The sequence below is a fragment of the Moraxella tarda genome (assembly GCF_035181405.1).
Lineage (GTDB): Bacteria > Pseudomonadota > Gammaproteobacteria > Pseudomonadales > Moraxellaceae > Moraxella.
Map to the genome: position 1 here is coordinate 160,855 of NZ_JAYGGV010000004.1, position 18,375 is coordinate 179,229.

11 protein-coding genes are annotated in these 18,375 nt (G+C 44.3%); 6 read left to right on the top strand and 5 right to left on the bottom strand.

The genetic code is table 11. The features are described from left to right. Positions 1-51: 51 nt before the first annotated feature. From gltS to U9670_RS06925, 3 genes are all read right to left on the bottom strand, one after another. Positions 52-1,305: a sodium/glutamate symporter gene (gltS, locus tag U9670_RS06915; protein WP_323841891.1), complete on the bottom strand. Its 1,254-nt coding sequence runs from the start codon at positions 1,303-1,305 to the stop codon at positions 52-54. Between the two features lie 230 nt (positions 1,306-1,535). Then, positions 1,536-5,480 carry a phosphoribosylformylglycinamidine synthase gene (purL, locus tag U9670_RS06920; protein WP_323841890.1) on the bottom strand — a complete coding sequence of 1,315 codons (3,945 nt, stop codon included), beginning with the start codon at positions 5,478-5,480 and terminating at the stop codon, positions 1,536-1,538. A 123-nt stretch (positions 5,481-5,603) separates the two neighbouring features. After that, entirely contained in the window at positions 5,604-8,561 is a 2,958-nt protein-coding gene (locus U9670_RS06925) for an ATP-binding protein (protein ID WP_323841889.1), read from the bottom strand. A gap of 126 nt (positions 8,562-8,687) precedes the next feature. Between U9670_RS06925 and cysM the strand changes: the two genes are divergently transcribed. Beyond that, positions 8,688-9,611, top strand: a complete 924-nt coding sequence (gene cysM / locus U9670_RS06930) for a cysteine synthase CysM (protein WP_323841888.1) — start codon at positions 8,688-8,690, stop codon at positions 9,609-9,611. An 81-nt stretch (positions 9,612-9,692) separates the two neighbouring features. Beyond that, on the top strand, positions 9,693-10,469 hold the full coding sequence (locus U9670_RS06935; RefSeq protein ID WP_323841887.1) for a 3'-5' exonuclease: 777 nt from the start codon (positions 9,693-9,695) through the stop codon (positions 10,467-10,469). A gap of 140 nt (positions 10,470-10,609) precedes the next feature. Here the strand turns inward: U9670_RS06935 and U9670_RS06940 are convergent, their stop codons facing one another. Then, positions 10,610-11,344, bottom strand: coding sequence for a sulfite exporter TauE/SafE family protein (locus U9670_RS06940; RefSeq protein ID WP_323841886.1), 735 nt, complete (start codon positions 11,342-11,344; stop codon positions 10,610-10,612). A gap of 375 nt (positions 11,345-11,719) precedes the next feature. Between U9670_RS06940 and U9670_RS06945 the strand changes: the two genes are divergently transcribed. From U9670_RS06945 to rlmD, 4 genes are all read left to right on the top strand, one after another. Beyond that, positions 11,720-12,742, top strand: coding sequence for a tripartite tricarboxylate transporter substrate binding protein (locus U9670_RS06945; RefSeq protein ID WP_323841885.1), 1,023 nt, complete (start codon positions 11,720-11,722; stop codon positions 12,740-12,742). Positions 12,743-12,814: 72 nt separating this feature from the next. Continuing rightward, a complete protein-coding gene (locus tag U9670_RS06950) occupies positions 12,815-13,267 on the top strand; it encodes a tripartite tricarboxylate transporter TctB family protein (RefSeq protein WP_323841884.1) in 453 nt (150 codons plus the stop codon). Positions 13,268-13,277: 10 nt separating this feature from the next. Further along, positions 13,278-14,780, top strand: a complete 1,503-nt coding sequence (locus U9670_RS06955; protein ID WP_323841883.1) for a tripartite tricarboxylate transporter permease — start codon at positions 13,278-13,280, stop codon at positions 14,778-14,780. Between the two features lie 142 nt (positions 14,781-14,922). Then, entirely contained in the window at positions 14,923-16,338 is a 1,416-nt protein-coding gene (rlmD, locus tag U9670_RS06960; RefSeq protein WP_323841882.1) for a 23S rRNA (uracil(1939)-C(5))-methyltransferase RlmD, read from the top strand. Positions 16,339-16,399: 61 nt separating this feature from the next. Here the strand turns inward: rlmD and U9670_RS06965 are convergent, their stop codons facing one another. Next, positions 16,400-18,160, bottom strand: a complete 1,761-nt coding sequence (locus tag U9670_RS06965; RefSeq protein WP_323842110.1) for a DEAD/DEAH box helicase — start codon at positions 18,158-18,160, stop codon at positions 16,400-16,402. Positions 18,161-18,375 lie beyond the last annotated feature (215 nt).

Consider the following 18,375-nt stretch of genomic DNA (forward strand, 5'->3'; position numbering starts at 1 on the left):
TGTTATCTTTTGGGGTGTAGGTTATAGAATAGAAATTTTAGATCAATGCAATCACATGAATGGTAATTTGGTAAATACTTGCAGGACAATTGCGTTAACAATATCAACAAAAAACGCCCCCACCATTGGTACAATCAAAAAGGCCTTATGCGATGGCATATAACGATCAGTAATCGCCTGCATATTGGCGATGGCGGTAGGTGTTGCCCCCAGCCCAAAGCCACAATGACCTGCTGCCAACACCGCTGCATCATAATCACGACCCATCACAGTAAAAGTAACAAACATCGCATACAGCACCATCACCACCGTTTGTATGAGCAAAATGATAAAAATCGGCAATCCTAACTCTGCAAGTTCCCACAGTTTTAGTGATAATAGTGCCATCGCCAAAAATAGCGACAAAGCAGCGTTACCAAACACATCAATAGCACGGTCAAACATATCAAAGTCAAACATCATGGTCAATACATTTCGAATGACCACACCGCCAAACAACGCCCACACAAAAGTTGGTAGCTCAAACCAAGTGCCTTTGGCAACACCTGTTACAATGTCAGCAAATGCCAAACACGCCGCAAACAATGCCAAAGTTTCAATCGCAGAAGTTGCTGTGATAAGGCGAGTGCTGTCAGAATGCTCAAAAACCTCATCATTGGCGTCCTCTTGGTTGGCCAAATCATCATCTGACCGATTGCCTGATAAGCTCACTTTGGCGCTTGGTATTTCAGTCTTAACGCCCAGACGATTGATGAGCTTTTGTGCTACAGGGCCACCAATCACACCGCCTGCCACCAAGCCATAAGTTGCACAGGCAATGCCAAGCGTGGTTGCTGCTGCCACCCCATAGGTTTGTTCCAGCGTAGCACCCCACGCACCTGCTGTGCCATGACCACCAGTCAATGCAATAGAACCTGCCACCAACCCAAGCATTGGATCAACATCAAGCAAGATTGCCGAGCCCACACCCACTGCATTTTGCACAATGATGAATGCCGAAACCAAAACAGACAATAACAGTAATGGCGTACCACCTGCTCTTAGACGACTAAAATCAGCCGAAAGACCAATGGAGGCAAAAAACATCAACATACAGGCGGTTTGTAATTCTTTTTGAAAGACAAAAGAGTAGTCAAAAAAGGCGTGCAATGAATAAATAACGGCTGCCGCCACCAGACCGCCTGCCACAGGCTCAGGAATGTTAAAATCTTCTAAAAACTTAATTTTTTTAACCAATAGCTTGCCAAGTAGCAAGACCAGCGTGGCTAAAATCAATGTATAATAGCCATTTAACACAATTTCCATCACAACCCCACAATCAAAACAAAATTAAAAGTAGTGCAAAAAAACAACAATCGCCAGCAAGATGTCGTTCATTCAATGCCCATATCAATGCTTAAAATCTAAGTATTTTTTGGTGGCGGATATTGTAGCAAGTTTACACTTTTATTGCAAAATACATACCAGAGTCAATCCATTCGCCCTACAAAAAAAAGAACACCCTAAGATGTTCTTTTTTTAGACTAACACAAAGATTAACGCAAAAATGCTCGAGCATTGCGAAATAGACGCATCCAAGCACCATCATTTGCCCACTCATCAGGCTTCCATGAATGGTTGACTGCACGCAAAGTACGCTCTGGGTGCGGCATCATCAAGGTAACACGGCCATCTGTACTACATACACCTGTAATGCCTTGTGGTGAGCCATTTGGGTTGAGCGGATAGTGCTCGGTTGGATAACCTTGGCTATCTACATAACGAAGGGCAATTTGACCGTGGCGAGCCAGCTCATTCATTGACTCATCGCTCATCTGTGCATAACCTTCACCATGAGCCACGGCAATCGGTAGAATACTGTCTTGCATACCTTTTAATAACACAGATTTGGTGCGTTCTACTCGCACATTGACCGTACGAGCCTCAAAGCGTGCTGACTTATTAGCGATAAATCGTGGGAAGTGCTCTGCACCCATCATCAGCTCTTTTAGCTGACTCATCATCTGACAGCCATTGCACACACCGAGTGCAAAAGTTTCTGGTCGGTGGAAGAATCTGGCAAACTGCATACGCAATTCGTCATGAAACAAGACTGAATTTGCCCAACCAGAGCCAGCACCCAGCACATCACCATAACTAAAACCACCGCAGGCCACCAAGCCCTCAAAATCCCTAAGGTTAATGCGCCCACTCATCAAATCACTCATGTGTACATCAACAGCATCAAAGCCTGCACGCACAAAGCCTGCCGCCATCTCCAAATGACCGTTCACCCCCTGCTCACGCAAAATCGCCACTTTGGGTTGGGTGGTGCGACTGTTCACATATGGTGCTTCCACCGCCAAATCCAACTCAAAATTTGCCTTAGCAATCAAGCCGTGATGTTTTTCATCAGCGATTAGGGCAAATTCTTGATTAACGCATTCTGGATTATCACGCATGGAGGCAATGGCATGGCTGACTTTTGTCCATTCTTGTTGTAGCTCACTACGAGAGAATGATAAGTTTTGGCTTGGCGTGATGATGGTCAGCATGTCTTGATTGGCACCGCCTGCTGGGGTAGCAAAAGTCTGACCCACCACGCTCAGCATACCCTCTACACGATGTGCTTTGGCAAGCTCATTGATGGCCACTTCATGCTCTGGCAATACTTGAATGACCGCACCCAGCTCTTCTGCAAACAACTGACCCAATAGATTATCATCACCAAGTTTTAAAATAAGTTTGAGACGACTGGCAAACTGCATCTCTGCCACCGTTGCTACCATACCACCATCACTGATGTCATGATATGCACAAATCAGCCCCGCTTCATTTGCTGCTTGAATAAAGGCAAAGAAATTGGCAAGATCAGCTGGTTGTTCCACATCAGGACATTCGTCACCAAGCTGGCTGAGTGTCTGGGCAAAAATAGACGCACCCAAACGCAGTCTGCCACAGGACAAATCCAGACGATACAATTTGGCATCTGTATTGACAAGCTCTGGCGTGATGGTCTTAGCGACCTCTTGCACAGGGGCAAATGCCGTAATGATCAAGCTCATTGGCGAGCTGACCGATTTGTCCATGCCATCATCTTGCCAGTTTGCTTTCATGGATAAGCTGTCTTTGCCCACAGGAATGGTAATGCCAAGTGCAGGACAAAGCTCCTCGCCAATAGCATGAACCGCATCAAACAAGGCCGCATCTTCTTTTTCGTCGCCACAAGCTGCCATCCAGTTTGCCGAAAGTGTAACATCAGACACTTTGGCAATATAAGCTGATGCAATATTTGTCAGAGCCTCACCCACCGCCAAGCGTGCCGAAGCCTTAGGATTGATGAGTGCCACAGGGGCACGCTCCCCCATCGCCATCGCCTCACCAGTCTTGGCAAGCAGACCTGTCATTGTTACCGCACAATCTGCCACAGGCACTTGATAACGACCAACATATTGATCTTGAGTTACCATGCCAGTAATTGAACGGTCGCCAATACTGATTAGAAATGATTTGCTCGCCACTGTTGGATGACGCAACACATCTTTGATGCTCTCACGCAAATCCACGCCTGCAACATTCAATGGACGCAAGTGATTATCGGTGCGGTCAAACCCCCGCTTCATCTTTGGAGTGCCACCAAGCAATACCTGCATTGGCATATCCACAGGCTGTTCTGGCAACAAGCCATCATCAACCTTTAATTCACGCACCAAAGTTGCTGTACCCAATACGGCGTATGGACAACGCTCTCTGGCACAAATTTCATCAAAGAGCTTTTCACTCTTTGGCGAGATGGCAAGCACATAACGCTCTTGTGCCTCATTTGACCAAATTGCCATCGGAGACATACCTTTTTCTAGCGATGGTACTTTACGCAGATTTAGATGTGCACCCAGCTCGTGATCATCTACCAATTCTGGCATGGCATTTGACAGTCCGCCTGCACCCACATCGTGAATTGAGATGATGGGGTTGTTATCATTACCTTCTTGTGCCATTGCCCAGCAAGCATCAATGACTTCTTGGCAGCGACGCTCCATCTCAGCATTGTCTCGTTGCACCGATGCAAAGTCCAACCCCTCATCAAGCTCGCCACTATCCACAGAGCTTGCTGCACCACCACCTAAACCAATCTGCATGGCAGGACCACCAAGAACGATGAGCAAATCCCCCTCGCTGATGGCATTTTTTTGTACCAAGCTACGCTTAATGTTGCCATAACCACCTGCAATCATGATTGGCTTATGATAGCCACGCATTTGACTGCCATCTTGTTCGGCCGATGTATCAAGCTGAAAGGTGCGAAAATAACCATTCAAATTTGGGCGGCCAAATTCATTGGCAAATGCCGCACTTCCCAATGGCCCATCAATCATAATGTCTAAGGCAGATGCCATACGCTCAGGTTTTCCGTATTGCTTGGCAGAGACTATGCCTGAATGCTCCCACTTTTCTGGCATATTTGGCAAGTGTAGGTGTGATACAGAAAAACCCGCCAAGCCTGCTTTTGGCTTGCCACCACGACCTGTTGCACCCTCATCACGAATCTCGCCCCCAGCACCAGTTGCCGCACCTGCAAATGGAGCAATCGCCGTTGGATGGTTGTGCGTCTCAACTTTCATCAAAATGTCAATCTGCTCATCATGAAAATCGTACTGCGCCCGTCCTGCATCATTTTTGGTAGGATAAAAACGCGCCGCCTTAAAACCAGCCATAACCGCAGCATTATCTTTATAGGCAGACAAGATGCCTTCTGAGTTTGTCTCATGAGTATTTTTAATCATTTTAAACAGTGATTTTGGCTGTACTTCACCATCAATGGTCCACTCAGCATTAAAAATCTTATGACGACAATGCTCTGAATTAGCTTGGGCAAACATCATCAGCTCAACATCAGTTGGGTTGCGTCCTAGCTTGGTAAAATTTTCTACCAGATAGTCGATATCATCTACTGACAACGCAAAACCAAACTCATCATTGGCTCGCACCAAAGCATCACGACCTTGTCCCATGATGTCCACTTGTTCAAGGTGCGCTGGTTCACCATCAATGAACAATGCTGCCACATCGTCCAAATCATACACAAGGCTTTGGGTCATGCGGTCGTGTAAAATCGCCTCCGCCATTGCTGGGAGCTTAGCGGGCAAATTTTCACCTGTTAATGTGAATATCACCACTCGCTCTAGACGATTTATTTGAATGCCGCAGTTATTAAAAATATCGGTCGCCTTTGATGCCCATGGGCTGATGGTACCAAAACGAGGTGCAACGATGACCTGAACCTGACCGTCTTGGGCGGTTTTTAGGGCAACTTTTTCACCTTGATTGAGTAGATTTAGAGCCTGTTGATAGTCCTTAGTTGCGATGACATCATCAAAAACATAAACCTGTTGGCTGTCTAGCGCATCAATGTTTAGCCCAGCTTTTTGTTCAAGCTGAGTTGCCAATTTTTTGGCTTGAAAGTCCGTTAAAAAACGATGGCCTGCAATGGTACTAATCATGAAGGATACCCTTGTCAAAATTAAAAATAAATACTTGGTATTATAACAGATATCAGCTTTTTTTAATGGCTAATCGCACGAATTTTTAGAGAAAATCTCAACCACCGCACAAGTTGCTTCTAATTACATTTTCCAATACATTTTGCTTTCATCGAGCATTCTTGTTTCTTGGGCAAAATAGGCAGTCAGGTCTATCGCATCAAGTGCATCGAGTGCATCAATCACTGCACGATAACTTGGACGCATGGCAACAAACTGACTGGCGTTTACAGCAACCACATCTGCCAAACATTTTTTTTCAAAAGTCTCTGCCGCCTGACGCAATCGTGGCACGCCTGTATAGCGAGATGCACCCACCATGCGATGGGTCAAATCCGCCAACGCCTTTCTATTTCTATCTGCCCATGCTCGTTCGAGTGCTTGCTTTTCAGTTTCAGCATTATCAATAAACATCGTGAGTAGCTTTTCTGCCAAATCCACCTTGTTGGCTGCACGATTTAACGCATCTTGCCAATCAACATCAGCCAACTCATCAGCAGGCACCACCGTAACATCATGGCTTTTTGTATCACTACGGTCTTTTTCATCGCTCTCTTTACCATCAGCCATTATGGCAAGTTCATTTAAATCTGCCATGTCATCACGCTCATCACGATTTAGCCAGCGTTCTAGCGTCTGAACCAATTGCATATGGCCGATTGGCTTGCCTATGTAGTCGTTTAGCCCCACAGCGACCAAGCGGTCTTTTTCATCGGATAAGCCGTGTGCGGTCAAGGCAATGATTGGTGTGGGTTTTTTGGCATGGTTCTGCTCAATCTTGCGAATCTGAATACTCGCTTCAAGCCCTGACATTCTGGGCATTTGAATGTCCATAAAAACCAAATCAATCGCTGCACTCATGCCTGTTACCATTTTTGTCATGATTTCAATAGCATCAAAGCCACTGCTTGCCGTAATGACTTCCACACCAAGCTCGCCAAGCAAAGCCTCTAGCACCAATAAATTCGGCTGATGATCATCTACCGCCAAGACTCTCACGCCTGAAAATCTTTGCTGTCTTATGGACTTGGTGGCGACCTGATTAGACAAAAGCTCGTACAGCTGGCGTTTGTCCATCGGCTCATACAATGCATTGGCATGATAACGCTCCAATAATGCACCATCCATACCAACCTGATAGCCATATGCCGCCAGTCGCCCCTGATAACGCAAGCGAATTTGGCGTAAAATCGCCCCAATATCGTCCTGTGCTGCATCTTGTCCAAAATTATCAACAATCACCCAATCAAAGTCATGATTACCGTCCAGCTGTTCTAGCAAATCCGCCAAACCTATCGCTTCGGTAATACTTGCTTTGGTGTCAGCCAGACTTGCTTTTAGTACTTGCATGGCAGGTGCATGATTAATCCACACCAAAATATTGGTATGAATGGCAAGTACCGAATTGGCCACCTCATCGATTGAGGCGTACTCTGTTTCCATTGGCATTTCAAACCAAAAAGTCGCTCCGCTTGGTGCAATATTTTCACTGTTATTATCAAAAAAGCCAATATCACCACCCATCATCATGGTTAATTGTTTAGAGATGACCAGTCCCAAACCTGTGCCACCATAGCGACGCGTTACTGACAAATCACCTTGGCTAAAACTTTTGAACAGCTGGTGTTTATCAGCATCACTAATGCCCTTTCCTGTATCCTCCACAGCAATATGCAGACAGTTTTCCTTAGTCTCTGATAAGCTCACTCGTACCACCACACCACCTGTATCGGTAAATTTAATGGCATTGCCCACAAGATTGGTCAAAATCTGTTTAATTCTTAGACTGTCACCCACCACTTTGGTGGGTACATCATGATAAAATAACACCGCCAAGCGTAGATGCTTTTCAAGCCCAGCAGGCGACAACATATCCACCACATCATAAATTGTGGCATACAAATCAAACTCATGACGGTCAAGAATGAGCTTGCCTGCTTCTATTTTTGAAAAATCAAGCACATCATTGACCAAAGCCAGCAGGTGTGCTGATGATTTTTTAATCGTTTGCACATACAAATTTTGCTCGCTGGTCAGACCTTGTTTGCGTGCCAGCAAATTAATAAAACCATCAATGCTATTTAAGGGTGTCCGAAGCTCATGGCTAATGTTTGCCAAAAAAGCTGATTTGGCCTGATTGGCTAAAACAGCAGCATCTCTTGCATTACGGATTGAGATGTTTTGCATTTCCATCTCATCAAAGGCTTGCTGCAAGTCTCTTTCTGTCTCATCGGCGTGGTTTTTAAGCTCAGCAAAGCTATTTTCTAGTCGTTTTAATGCTTGCAAAAAATCTCGTTGTAACAACAAAAACTCACCATTGGTACGAACTGGCACAGGGCTAGACAGATTGTCAGCGTCTAAACGCTGTAAATACAGACGCATTTCATAAATCGGAGCAATCCAACGCTTTGAATAGCTGTTTAAAATCAATAACAATAGCAAAACAGTAATCAGACCTGTGATGGATAACGCCAGCCACACATGATAATAAGTGATGGATAACGGTTCATCATCCATCTCAACAAATAGCCAAAAACGCTTACCGCCAGATATCACAGGCTTGGCATACGCTGTACCAAAATTGGTTTTAAGGCGTAGCTGATGCTCGGCATTGACATTAAAATCCGCCCAAGGCATGCCCACTTGCACGCCCAATTCTTGTAATATTTCGCCTTTATCATTCATCACAGCGATGCGTTGCACTCGTTGTTTTCGCATTTGTTGAATGCCTTCAAGCACGCCACTGAGCGTACCTAAACCTTGACGATTTTGACCATCAACCGACAGCACTTTATCGGCAATCATCGCATCAATTTCAAGCGACTCATTCTCTGCGCCAAGCCAAGCCAGACTAGATTCAACCGCACTTTCATAACGCAAAAGCACCGCCTGTGCTAATACATCTTGCTCGGATAAGACCGCACGACGCACCTCGCTAAACACCAAATAGCCACCAACCATCGCCAGCACCACGATCGGCAAAAACACCAACAAAATCAGCTGTCCGTACGCACTTTTTAAACCAAATCGTAATTTATTCATTAAAAATCATCACGCTTAAAATGCCCAATTTAGTTTAGCACAATTTCTGGGTGGTTTTTGAGCGATTTTTAAAAAAAGAGTGTGTTATAATTGGTGCAATTTCTTGTTAAGATACGAAAAAATTCTATGACAAATCCGATTACCCACACCACGACCCTTACTACCACAACCCTTGCTGATTGTGTTGGCAAAACACCACTTGTTAAGCTCTCACGATTAGCTAATGACACAAACGCAACTTTACTTGCCAAACTAGAAGGCAATAACCCAGCAGGCTCTGTCAAGGACCGCCCCGCCTTTAATATGATTGACAAGGCTGAACAACGAGGACAAATTAAAGCAGGCGACACACTGATTGAGGCAACTTCTGGCAATACGGGCATTGCTTTGGCGATGGTTGCTGCCATGAAAGGCTATAAGATGACCTTGATCATGCCAAAAAATTCCACCCAAGAGCGTAAAGACGCCATGACAGCTTATGGAGCGACCTTAATTGAAGTTGAACAAGGCATGGAAGAGGCACGAGACTTAGCCCTACAAATGCAAGCAGATGGATTGGGCGTGGTGCTTGACCAGTTTAATAATAATGACAACAAAGAGGCTCACTATTTGACCACTGGTCCTGAAATTTGGGAGCAAACACAAGGTAGGATCACACACTTTGTCAGTAGCATGGGAACGACTGGTACGATCATGGGCGTTGGTAGATTCTTAAAAGAAAAAAACCCTGCCATACAAGTCATTGGACTTCAACCTGATGAAAATTCAAGCATTCCAGGCATTCGTAGGTGGCCTGCTGAGTATCTACCAGGGGTTTTTGAGCCGTCCTTGGTTGATTTAACCATGGATGTCAACCAAAAAAATGCAGAGGCATATATGCGAAGGCTTGCCAAAGAAGAAGGGATATTTTGTGGGGTATCGTCAGGCGGTGCTGCGTGGGCAGCCCACCAAATCGCCAAAGAAAATCCAAATGCCGTCATTGCCTTTATTGTCTGCGACCGTGGCGACCGCTATTTGTCCACAGGGCTGTTTGGCATGGCTGATGAATGATTGATGGTGTGTTTACAGCATAAGATATACCCATAAAACCAAACCAAGCTTAATGCCAATGACCAAATCAAAAGGAATAATATGAACCAGACCAACCCTGTTTTAGTTTTTGACATTGAGACCATCGCCGATGTCTCCACAGGCAGACGGCTGTATCCAGAGTTAAAGGCATTATCCGATAATGACGCTTTGACCGCACTCACAGCCTTGCGTTATGCAGAGGTGGGCAATGAGTTCATGCAGTTGCCTTTGCATAAAATTGCCTGCTTGTCATTTTTGTGGATTGAGCATGGTCAGCTTACTCTTAAATCCTTATCGCTTAATGAGATGAGTGAAGCACAGATTTTAACGACCTTTTTCCGTGCTTTTGCCAAAAAACCAACCTTGGTTAGTTGGAATGGATCAGGTTTTGATATTCCTGTCTTATTATATCGTGCTTTGCACCATAAAATCAGTGCTCCCACTCTTTTTAACTCTGCCTACAAGCCTGATTATCTGTATCGCTATGGCGAAATGCACATTGATTTGATGGACAAAATGTCACTACATAATAATTATAATAAGCAAAAACTTGATACCATTGCCGCCTTATGTGGTTTTGCTGGCAAGGGTGATACAGACGGTTCGCAAGTCGTGCCCATGGTACAAGCTGGCGAATGGACAAGGCTGACCACCTACTGTGAATCCGATGTGCTCAATACTTGGCTGATTTATCTAAGGTGGCTGATTTTAACAGGAAAAACCGACATTGAGAGCGTTGAGATGCTCAGTCAGCACACCAAAAATTTTGTAGCAAATCTGACCAACGAAGATGGAAGCGTTCGCCATCAGCAATTTTTGGCGTCTTGGCAAGATTAAATTAGGCAAGTTTTTATCTTAAAAATTACAAGCGTTTAAAAGTATGGGTGTATTGTCCGCTATTTTTTTAGTGTTGTTTTATGGCAAATTTCTTACAAAGATTACTTTAATTACAAACTTTACGCAATCATTTATTAAGGTCAAACAAGCCATCCCAATTTTAACACATTATCAATGATGATCTTGACAGCAATGATGGTCAAAATCCAAGGCAACGCCCTTTTCAACCAGGCCATCGGCAAACGATGACGCAAACAAGTCCCCACCCATGAACCAATGATGGCACTGACAATCATCATCAAAACCACCTGCCAATAATCAAAAAACACAAATCCCATCAGTACATACATGATGACTTTTATAAGATGTACAAACGATACCATGAGTGAAGCGGTGGACACCACAACATGATTATCGCCATACTTTTTCATGAGCAATGGCATGTGCATGGGGCCAGGTGCACCAACAAACAATCCAACACCCGTTTGCAAAAAACCAATCACATAAAAATTTTCAAAACCTTTTAAAAGTTCATTGAACTTGCTTGACCACTGTGTCAATAATATATAAAGACCAATGAACAGCGGAATCAAATCCAAATGCACAAAATACACCGCCACGCCAAAAACTACCGCCCCCAAAATCGTGCCAATGATATAGGATCTAAGATAAGTTTTATCAATATATTGTCGCCCAAACCATGCACGACTGATATTGCTGGCAAGCTGAGTTGCACCATGCACAGGAATGATTGCCACTGCTGGCAAAAACATCGGCATCAAACCCACCAAAATCATACCACCACCAAGACCTGTAATCGCAGTCATTGTTGATGTGAAAAAGTTAATAGGTATCATGAATATGTGTTCTGGCATAAAATACCCCCATTTTGACTTAACAAACTTACCACAGTTCATGACTTGGTTCATGACCTGACAATACAAGTATTCTAACACCAAAAGCTCTACTAATCTTGCTTGATTTTTTAGCCCTAATGACAAATCAAGCAAAAAGCAAATGATTTTAAACAATTTTGCAATTTATCATTGCAAATGCTTTTTTCTTTCTGTTATGATATTGAAAGTTTCAAAATGTATCTGACAAATGTAGCTAACATTTGTGTGTACATACGATGGAGCTAATATGGATATTGCCCAGCAAACCAAACAGGTAATGGATTTTGTTTGTTGGGTTTTTTCGTCTTTATTTTATAAAGACTTGGCAAAAATAAATAGGTCATAGACAAAAATATGAATAATACAGCATTAAAATGTGGCATGATTGCCTTATCAGTATCGCTACTTGCAGCATGCGGCGGCGACAAAAAAGCAGAAAGCACAGACACAGTCCAAGCACCAAAACGCCCAGAATGTATCGCCCCTGCCAAACCAGGTGGTGGTTTTGATTTGACCTGTAAACTGGCACAATCAGGCCTGCAAGATTTAAAACTCATTGACAAGCCAATGCGTGTTACCTATATGCCAGGTGGTGTAGGAGCGGTTGCTTATAATAAAATTGTTGCCAATGACCGTAAAAATGGCGATGCCATTGTGGCATTTTCCACAGGTTCTATCCTAAATCTTGCTCAAGGCAAATTTGGCCAATTCACCGAAAAAGATGTTAAATGGCTGGCAGCCGTTGGCACAGACTATGGCATGGTTGCTGTGAATGCTGATTCTCCTTACCAAAATCTTAATGATCTGGTAGAGGCACTGAAAAAAGATCCAAAATCTGTTACCTTTGGTGCAGGCGGTAGTGTTGGTGGGCAAGATTGGATGCAGACTGCTTTGTTGGCAAAATCTGCTGGAATCGATCCAAACAACATGGGCTATGTCGCTATGGAAGGTGGCGGTGAAGCAGTAACCGCTGTTTTGGGTAATCATATTCAGGTGGTATCAGCAGGCTTGGCAGAGGTCATGCCTCATGTTAAAGCAGGCAAGCTACGCGTCTTGGCAGTCTTTGCTTCAGACCGCCTAGAAGGTGAGGGCCTAAAAGACATTCCAACCGCCAAAGAACAAGGCTATGACATTCAATGGCCTGTCATTCGTGGCTACTACATGGCACCTGAAGCCTCTGACTCTTCTTATCAATGGTGGAAGGCTCAGTTTGATAGCATGTTGCAAGATCCTAAGTTTGCCGAGTTGCGCACACAAAGAGAGTTGCTACCGTTTGCTATGACTGGCGATGAACTGACCCAGTATGTCTATAAAAACACCGAAGAGCTCCGTAAGCTTTCAAAAGAGTTCCACTTGGTTGATACACCAGCCAAATAACGCCAAAACAGATCAATTATTAGTATATCTAAAAACCAATCTTAACCAGATTGGTTTTTATAAGGAATCTTTATGGCAAATCGTATTTTTTCTGGTTTGATGGCATTGGTAGCATTGGTGCTTTTATATATGGCTTGGGGCTATCACGCACCGATTGCTTATGACCCCATTGGACCACGCCCTTACCCTGTCTTGTTATTAGCTTTGTTAATCATCTTAACACTCACCATCACATTACAACCAAGCAAATTGAGTGAACCAAGTGGGCTAGGACTGACACGACCCATCATCAAAAATCTGGTTTTATGCACCATTGTATTAACATTATACGCTACCTTATTCGAAATATTAGGTTATATCATCACAACCACCTTGATGGCTTGGGTTGTTGGTATTTTGTTTGGTGGCCACTGGATAAAAGCCTTAGTTGCATCAGCCATCATGGCAATTGCAACCTACTTTTTATTCAATGGTCCACTTGAAGTCAGTTTGCCTGCAGGCATACTTGAGCCGATATTAGGATAAAGGAGTTAATATGGATACATTCAATTTTCTAATGCACGGCTTTGAGATTGCAACCACACCTCAAAACCTACTCATCGCTTTATTTGGCGCATTCATTGGTACCATCGTAGGTATGTTGCCTGGATTGGGACCTATTAATGGTGTGGCGATTTTGTTGCCGATTGCCTACGCATTAGGACTACCCCCTGAGAGTGCGTTGATACTGCTGGCAGCAGTTTATTTAGGCTGCGAATATGGCGGGAGAATCTCCGCCATCTTAATCAATGTACCAGGAGATGCCGCCGCCATCATGTCCACACTTGACGGCTACCCCCTTGCCAAGCAAGGCAAAGCAGGCATTGCCTTATCGTTATCAGCTCTCAGCTCTTTTATCGGCTCCACGCTTGCCATCATTGGTGTGGTGTTATTTGCTCCCATCTTGGCAAACTGGGCAATTTCTTTTGGTCCTGCTGAATATTTTGCCTTGATGGTTTTTGCCATCACTTGTTTAAGTGGCTTGGTGGGCGATGCTCCACTCAAAACAGGCATTGCTGCTTTGATTGGCTTGACATTAGCAACCGTCGGCGTTGATGCGGTAACAGGCGTCTATCGCTTTACTTTTGATTCAGTCAATCTGGCAGATGGCATACAATTTACCACGATTGTGATTGGTTTTTTTAGTGTCAGTGAAATACTCATCATGCTAGAAAACACCAGTGCTGGACAAAAGGCCTTAGAACAAGGCAAACGCAGCATGGTCAATGTCAAAGAGTTCATGTTCAGCTTAGGCTCCATCATCAGAAGTGGTCTTACAGGTTTTGTTGTTGGCATTTTGCCAGGGGCAGGAGCAACCATAGCCAGTGCAATGACTTATTCTAATGAACGCAAAATTGCGGGCAACACGGGCAAATTTGGCGATGGTGATTTGCGTGGTATCGCTGCTCCAGAAGCTGCTAACAACGCATCGGCTTGTGGCTCATTCATTCCCATGCTGACACTTGGCGTGCCTGGCTCTGGAACAACTGCCGTAATGATGGGTGCATTAACCCTTTATAACATCACACCAGGCCCACAGCTTTTTGCTGAACAGCCCGATATTGTTTGGGGATTGATCGCCTCTTTATTCATCGGCAACATCATTTTGCTGGCAATGAACCTTCCCTTGGTGAAGTTTTTTGCTAAATTATTAGACATTCCAAACTATATTTTGATTCCTGCCATCGCAGCCGTCAGTTTTGTCGGAGTGTATTCGATTCACAGCACCATCTTTGATTTAGTGCTTATGATTGGATTGGGTGTATTTGGCTATTTCTTACGCAAATTACACTTTCCTTTATCAGCATTGATTTTAGGCTATGTTTTAGGCGAACTGATGGAATCAAATTTACGCCGTGCCCTATCCATCTCTCAAGGAGAGATAGGCATATTATGGCAAAGCCCGATTTCTATGACGCTTTGGGTGCTAGCAGCCCTTATGGTTGCTCTGCCCATCTATCGTGCCATAACAGGGAAAAAAGTAAAAAGTATTGCCTAGACGCTATCATCTTAGCAATGATTCAACAAGCCACTCCATACCTTTGGGGTGGCTTGTTTATTTATGTCATTTTTAGCAAAATCTTTTTGTGCTATAATTCACCTCAATACAAATTTTGATTCAATTGATTCTAACAAGGCATATGCAACCCAAACACCACTCAAAATCTTATCCAAAAAGACCAAGCAACACGCCAGAGGCGGCCGTTTGTTTTCACATCACAGCACTCACGCATGATGGCCGAGGCATTGCCAGTTATGACGAATCACACCAGCCAGACAAGCGTGGAAAAAAAGTATTCATCGACTTTGCTTTGCCAAATGAAATCGTACAGTCTGTCATCACCAACACCAAAAAGTCTTTTGATGAAGGCAAAGCGGTTGCCATCATCAAAGCAAGCAATGACAGACAAACACCGATTTGTCAGCATTTTGGCGTATGCGGTGGTTGTAGCTTACAGCATTTAGATGCAGATAAACAAATCTCTCACAAGCAATCTGTCCTTGCTAATCACTTACGCCATCATGCCAATACCCAGCCTGACAACTGGCTACAACCACTGATAGGAGAGCGTGTCGCCTATCGCACAAAAGCTCGGCTTGGCGTACGATATTTACCAAAAAATGACACACTGATTGTCGGATTTCGTGAACGCACAAGTAACTTTCTGACCAATATTAACGACTGCCCCATTTTAGACATTCGCATCAATCAGCATTTGGCAAGTTTAAAGCACACGCTCAAAGAGCTGGCTGGCAAAGGTAGCATTACGCACCTAGAATTTACCACAGGCGATGCAACATCACAAGTTGCGATGATTCTTCGCCATGTCAAGCCACTGAACAAAAAAGACAAAGCCATCTTGGTTGCCTTTTGTCAAAGCGTCGGCTGGCAACTGTACTTACAACCAAATGATATTAATAGTGTGCGTCGTATTGATGGCAAAGATTTGCCAAATTCTCAGACCGTGCCACCCATAGGCGGTCTATTTTATGAATTGCCATCATTGAACCTGACATTAGAATGCTCGCCACTTGATTTTACACAGGTCAATTTGTCCGTCAATCGCCAAATGATTTTACTCGCCTGCAAACTGCTTAACTTAAAGCAAGGCGAAAAGGTGTTGGATTTATTTTGTGGATTAGGAAATTTTAGCCTACCAATGGCTCTTTATGTGGGAAAAACAGGAAAGGTTGTTGGTGTAGAAGGTAGCACAAAGATGGTAGAGCGTGCCAGCATGAACGCCAAGGCCAATGGCATTTGCCACGCCACATTCTACACCCAAGATTTAACCCAAGATTTCTCAGAACAACCATGGGTACAAGATGTTGATGCCATACTGATTGATCCACCACGAGCAGGAGCGATTGATGTTGTAAAATATTTAGGCAAGTTCAATGCAAAACGCATTGTTTATGTCTCTTGTGATCCTGCCACTCTCGCCCGAGACACCGCATTGATTGTCGCACAAGGTTACCGATTGACACACGCAGGTGTCATGGATATGTTTTGTCATACCAGTCATGTAGAAAGCATTGCACGGTTTGAGAAAACTTAAGTTTTATCCATAAAAAAAATACGCCCACATCAAGGCGTACTTTTTTTGGATAAACAAAATATCAATTCACATTGCCAAAACGACGCTTCTCTTTTTTTGCTTGTCGCTTAGCAAAAAAAACTTCTTCAACTGGCTTTGACTTTTTAAAATACGGCTTGTCATTACCACCAAACGATTTTTCACTGCGTTTATGTTCGCCAAAGCGTTCATTTTGTGCACCAAAACGCTCTTTGTTCTGCTCGGTGCGACGCTCTGGGCGGTCAAAATCACGCTGACGGTCAAAACGAGGCTTGTCATCACGACCAAAAGAACGCTCTGAACGCTCGCCACGCACACGCTCATCGCATGAAAAACGACGCTCGCCATCACGATGGCCACGCTCTGGGCGGTCTTGACGGTCTTGGCGATAATAGCCACGCCCACTGTTATCAAAACGACGCTCTGGGCGGTCAAAGTTGCGTTCTTTGTGTTCAAATCTTGGCTCTTTGCGTTCTGGTCGCTCAGCACTTCTGTCAGCACGACTTTCACGGTCGAAACTACGCTCAGAACGGTCATTGCGACGACCAAAGCCACGCTCAGTGCGATGGCCATCTCGACCGCCACGACGACGCTCACGCCCATCTCTACCACCTTTTGCTCGACGCTCTTCTTGCTCAAATGATGCACGCTTTGGCTCAAGACCTTCCACCACCGATTCATTCATGGTGCGTTTTAGATAGCGGTTAATGTTACGCAGCTGTCCACGGTCATCAAAGCTACACAAGTTCATCGCCACACCAGTACGCCCAGCACGCCCACAGCGTCCGATACGATGCACATAGTCCTCAACTTGGCGTGGCAAATCATAATTGACCACATGACTGATGGCAGAAATGTCAATGCCACGAGCTGCCACATCAGTCGCAATCAAAAAATCACACTTGCCAGATTTAACATCACTGATGATACGGTTGCGTTTACCTTGTGGCAAATCACCGTGCAAATAGCGAGCTTTTAGTCCTGCATCAACCAAAGTATCTGTCAGCTGTTCAGTACTACGCTTGGTGGCCGTAAAAATCACCGCCTGATTAATCTCTTTATCATTAAGCAGTTCAAGTAAAATTTTATTCTTATGATGAAAATCATCACAAAAATACACACTCTCCTCAATATGAGCAGATTCCACCTTAATGGCAACTTTTTCAGGATTGGTCGTAAAACTCTCAGCAATTTTGCCCACTGCACCGTCCCATGTAGCAGATGACATCACTGTTTGGCGAGATTCAGGAGCGTTCTCTAAAATGGTTTTGATGTCATCAGCAAAACCCATATCAAGCATGCGGTCAGCCTCATCAAGCACAAGCATATCCAGCTTGGACAAATCCACACGCCCTTCATTCATATGATCAATCAGACGACCTGGCGTGGCGATGACGATTTGCACACCTTTGCGAAGTGCACGAATCTGACCGCTATACGGAGCTCCGCCGACCAAAGGAATGCTATACAAACCACGCAAACCGTCTCCATAGCGACGCACGCTCTCATGTACCTGCTGAGCAAGCTCACGAGTTGGCGTTAAAATCAAAGCATAAATATGCTTATCAAGACGCTCTACACGGCTTAATTTATCCAAAATTGGCAGTACGAATGCAGCGGTTTTACCAGAGCCTGTCTGGGCAGACAATAGCAAATCACGGCCATTTAAGGCGTGCGGAATTGCACCTGCCTGAATGGGCGTGGGGTTGGAATAACCACTTTTGGTCAAAGCCTTTAAAATCGGCTTGCTAAGAGAGAGTTGCTCAAAAGTCAGCAAATCATCTTCACTGTGCGACTTTTGCATATTTTCTTGAGGGTTGTCTTGGGCATTAGACGCACCAAGAATTGCGTCTTGAACGCCTGCATCGAAAGATTGAGTCATTATTTACCTTTATATTTTAAAACCACGAGATGAGAAAGACACAAGCCACCAAAAAACTGGCAAGTTTAAGGCTGAATGCCTTGGCATTTTGTCGGGGTAGAATTGGGCGTTTCGCCTATCAAAATCATCGCGGTAGG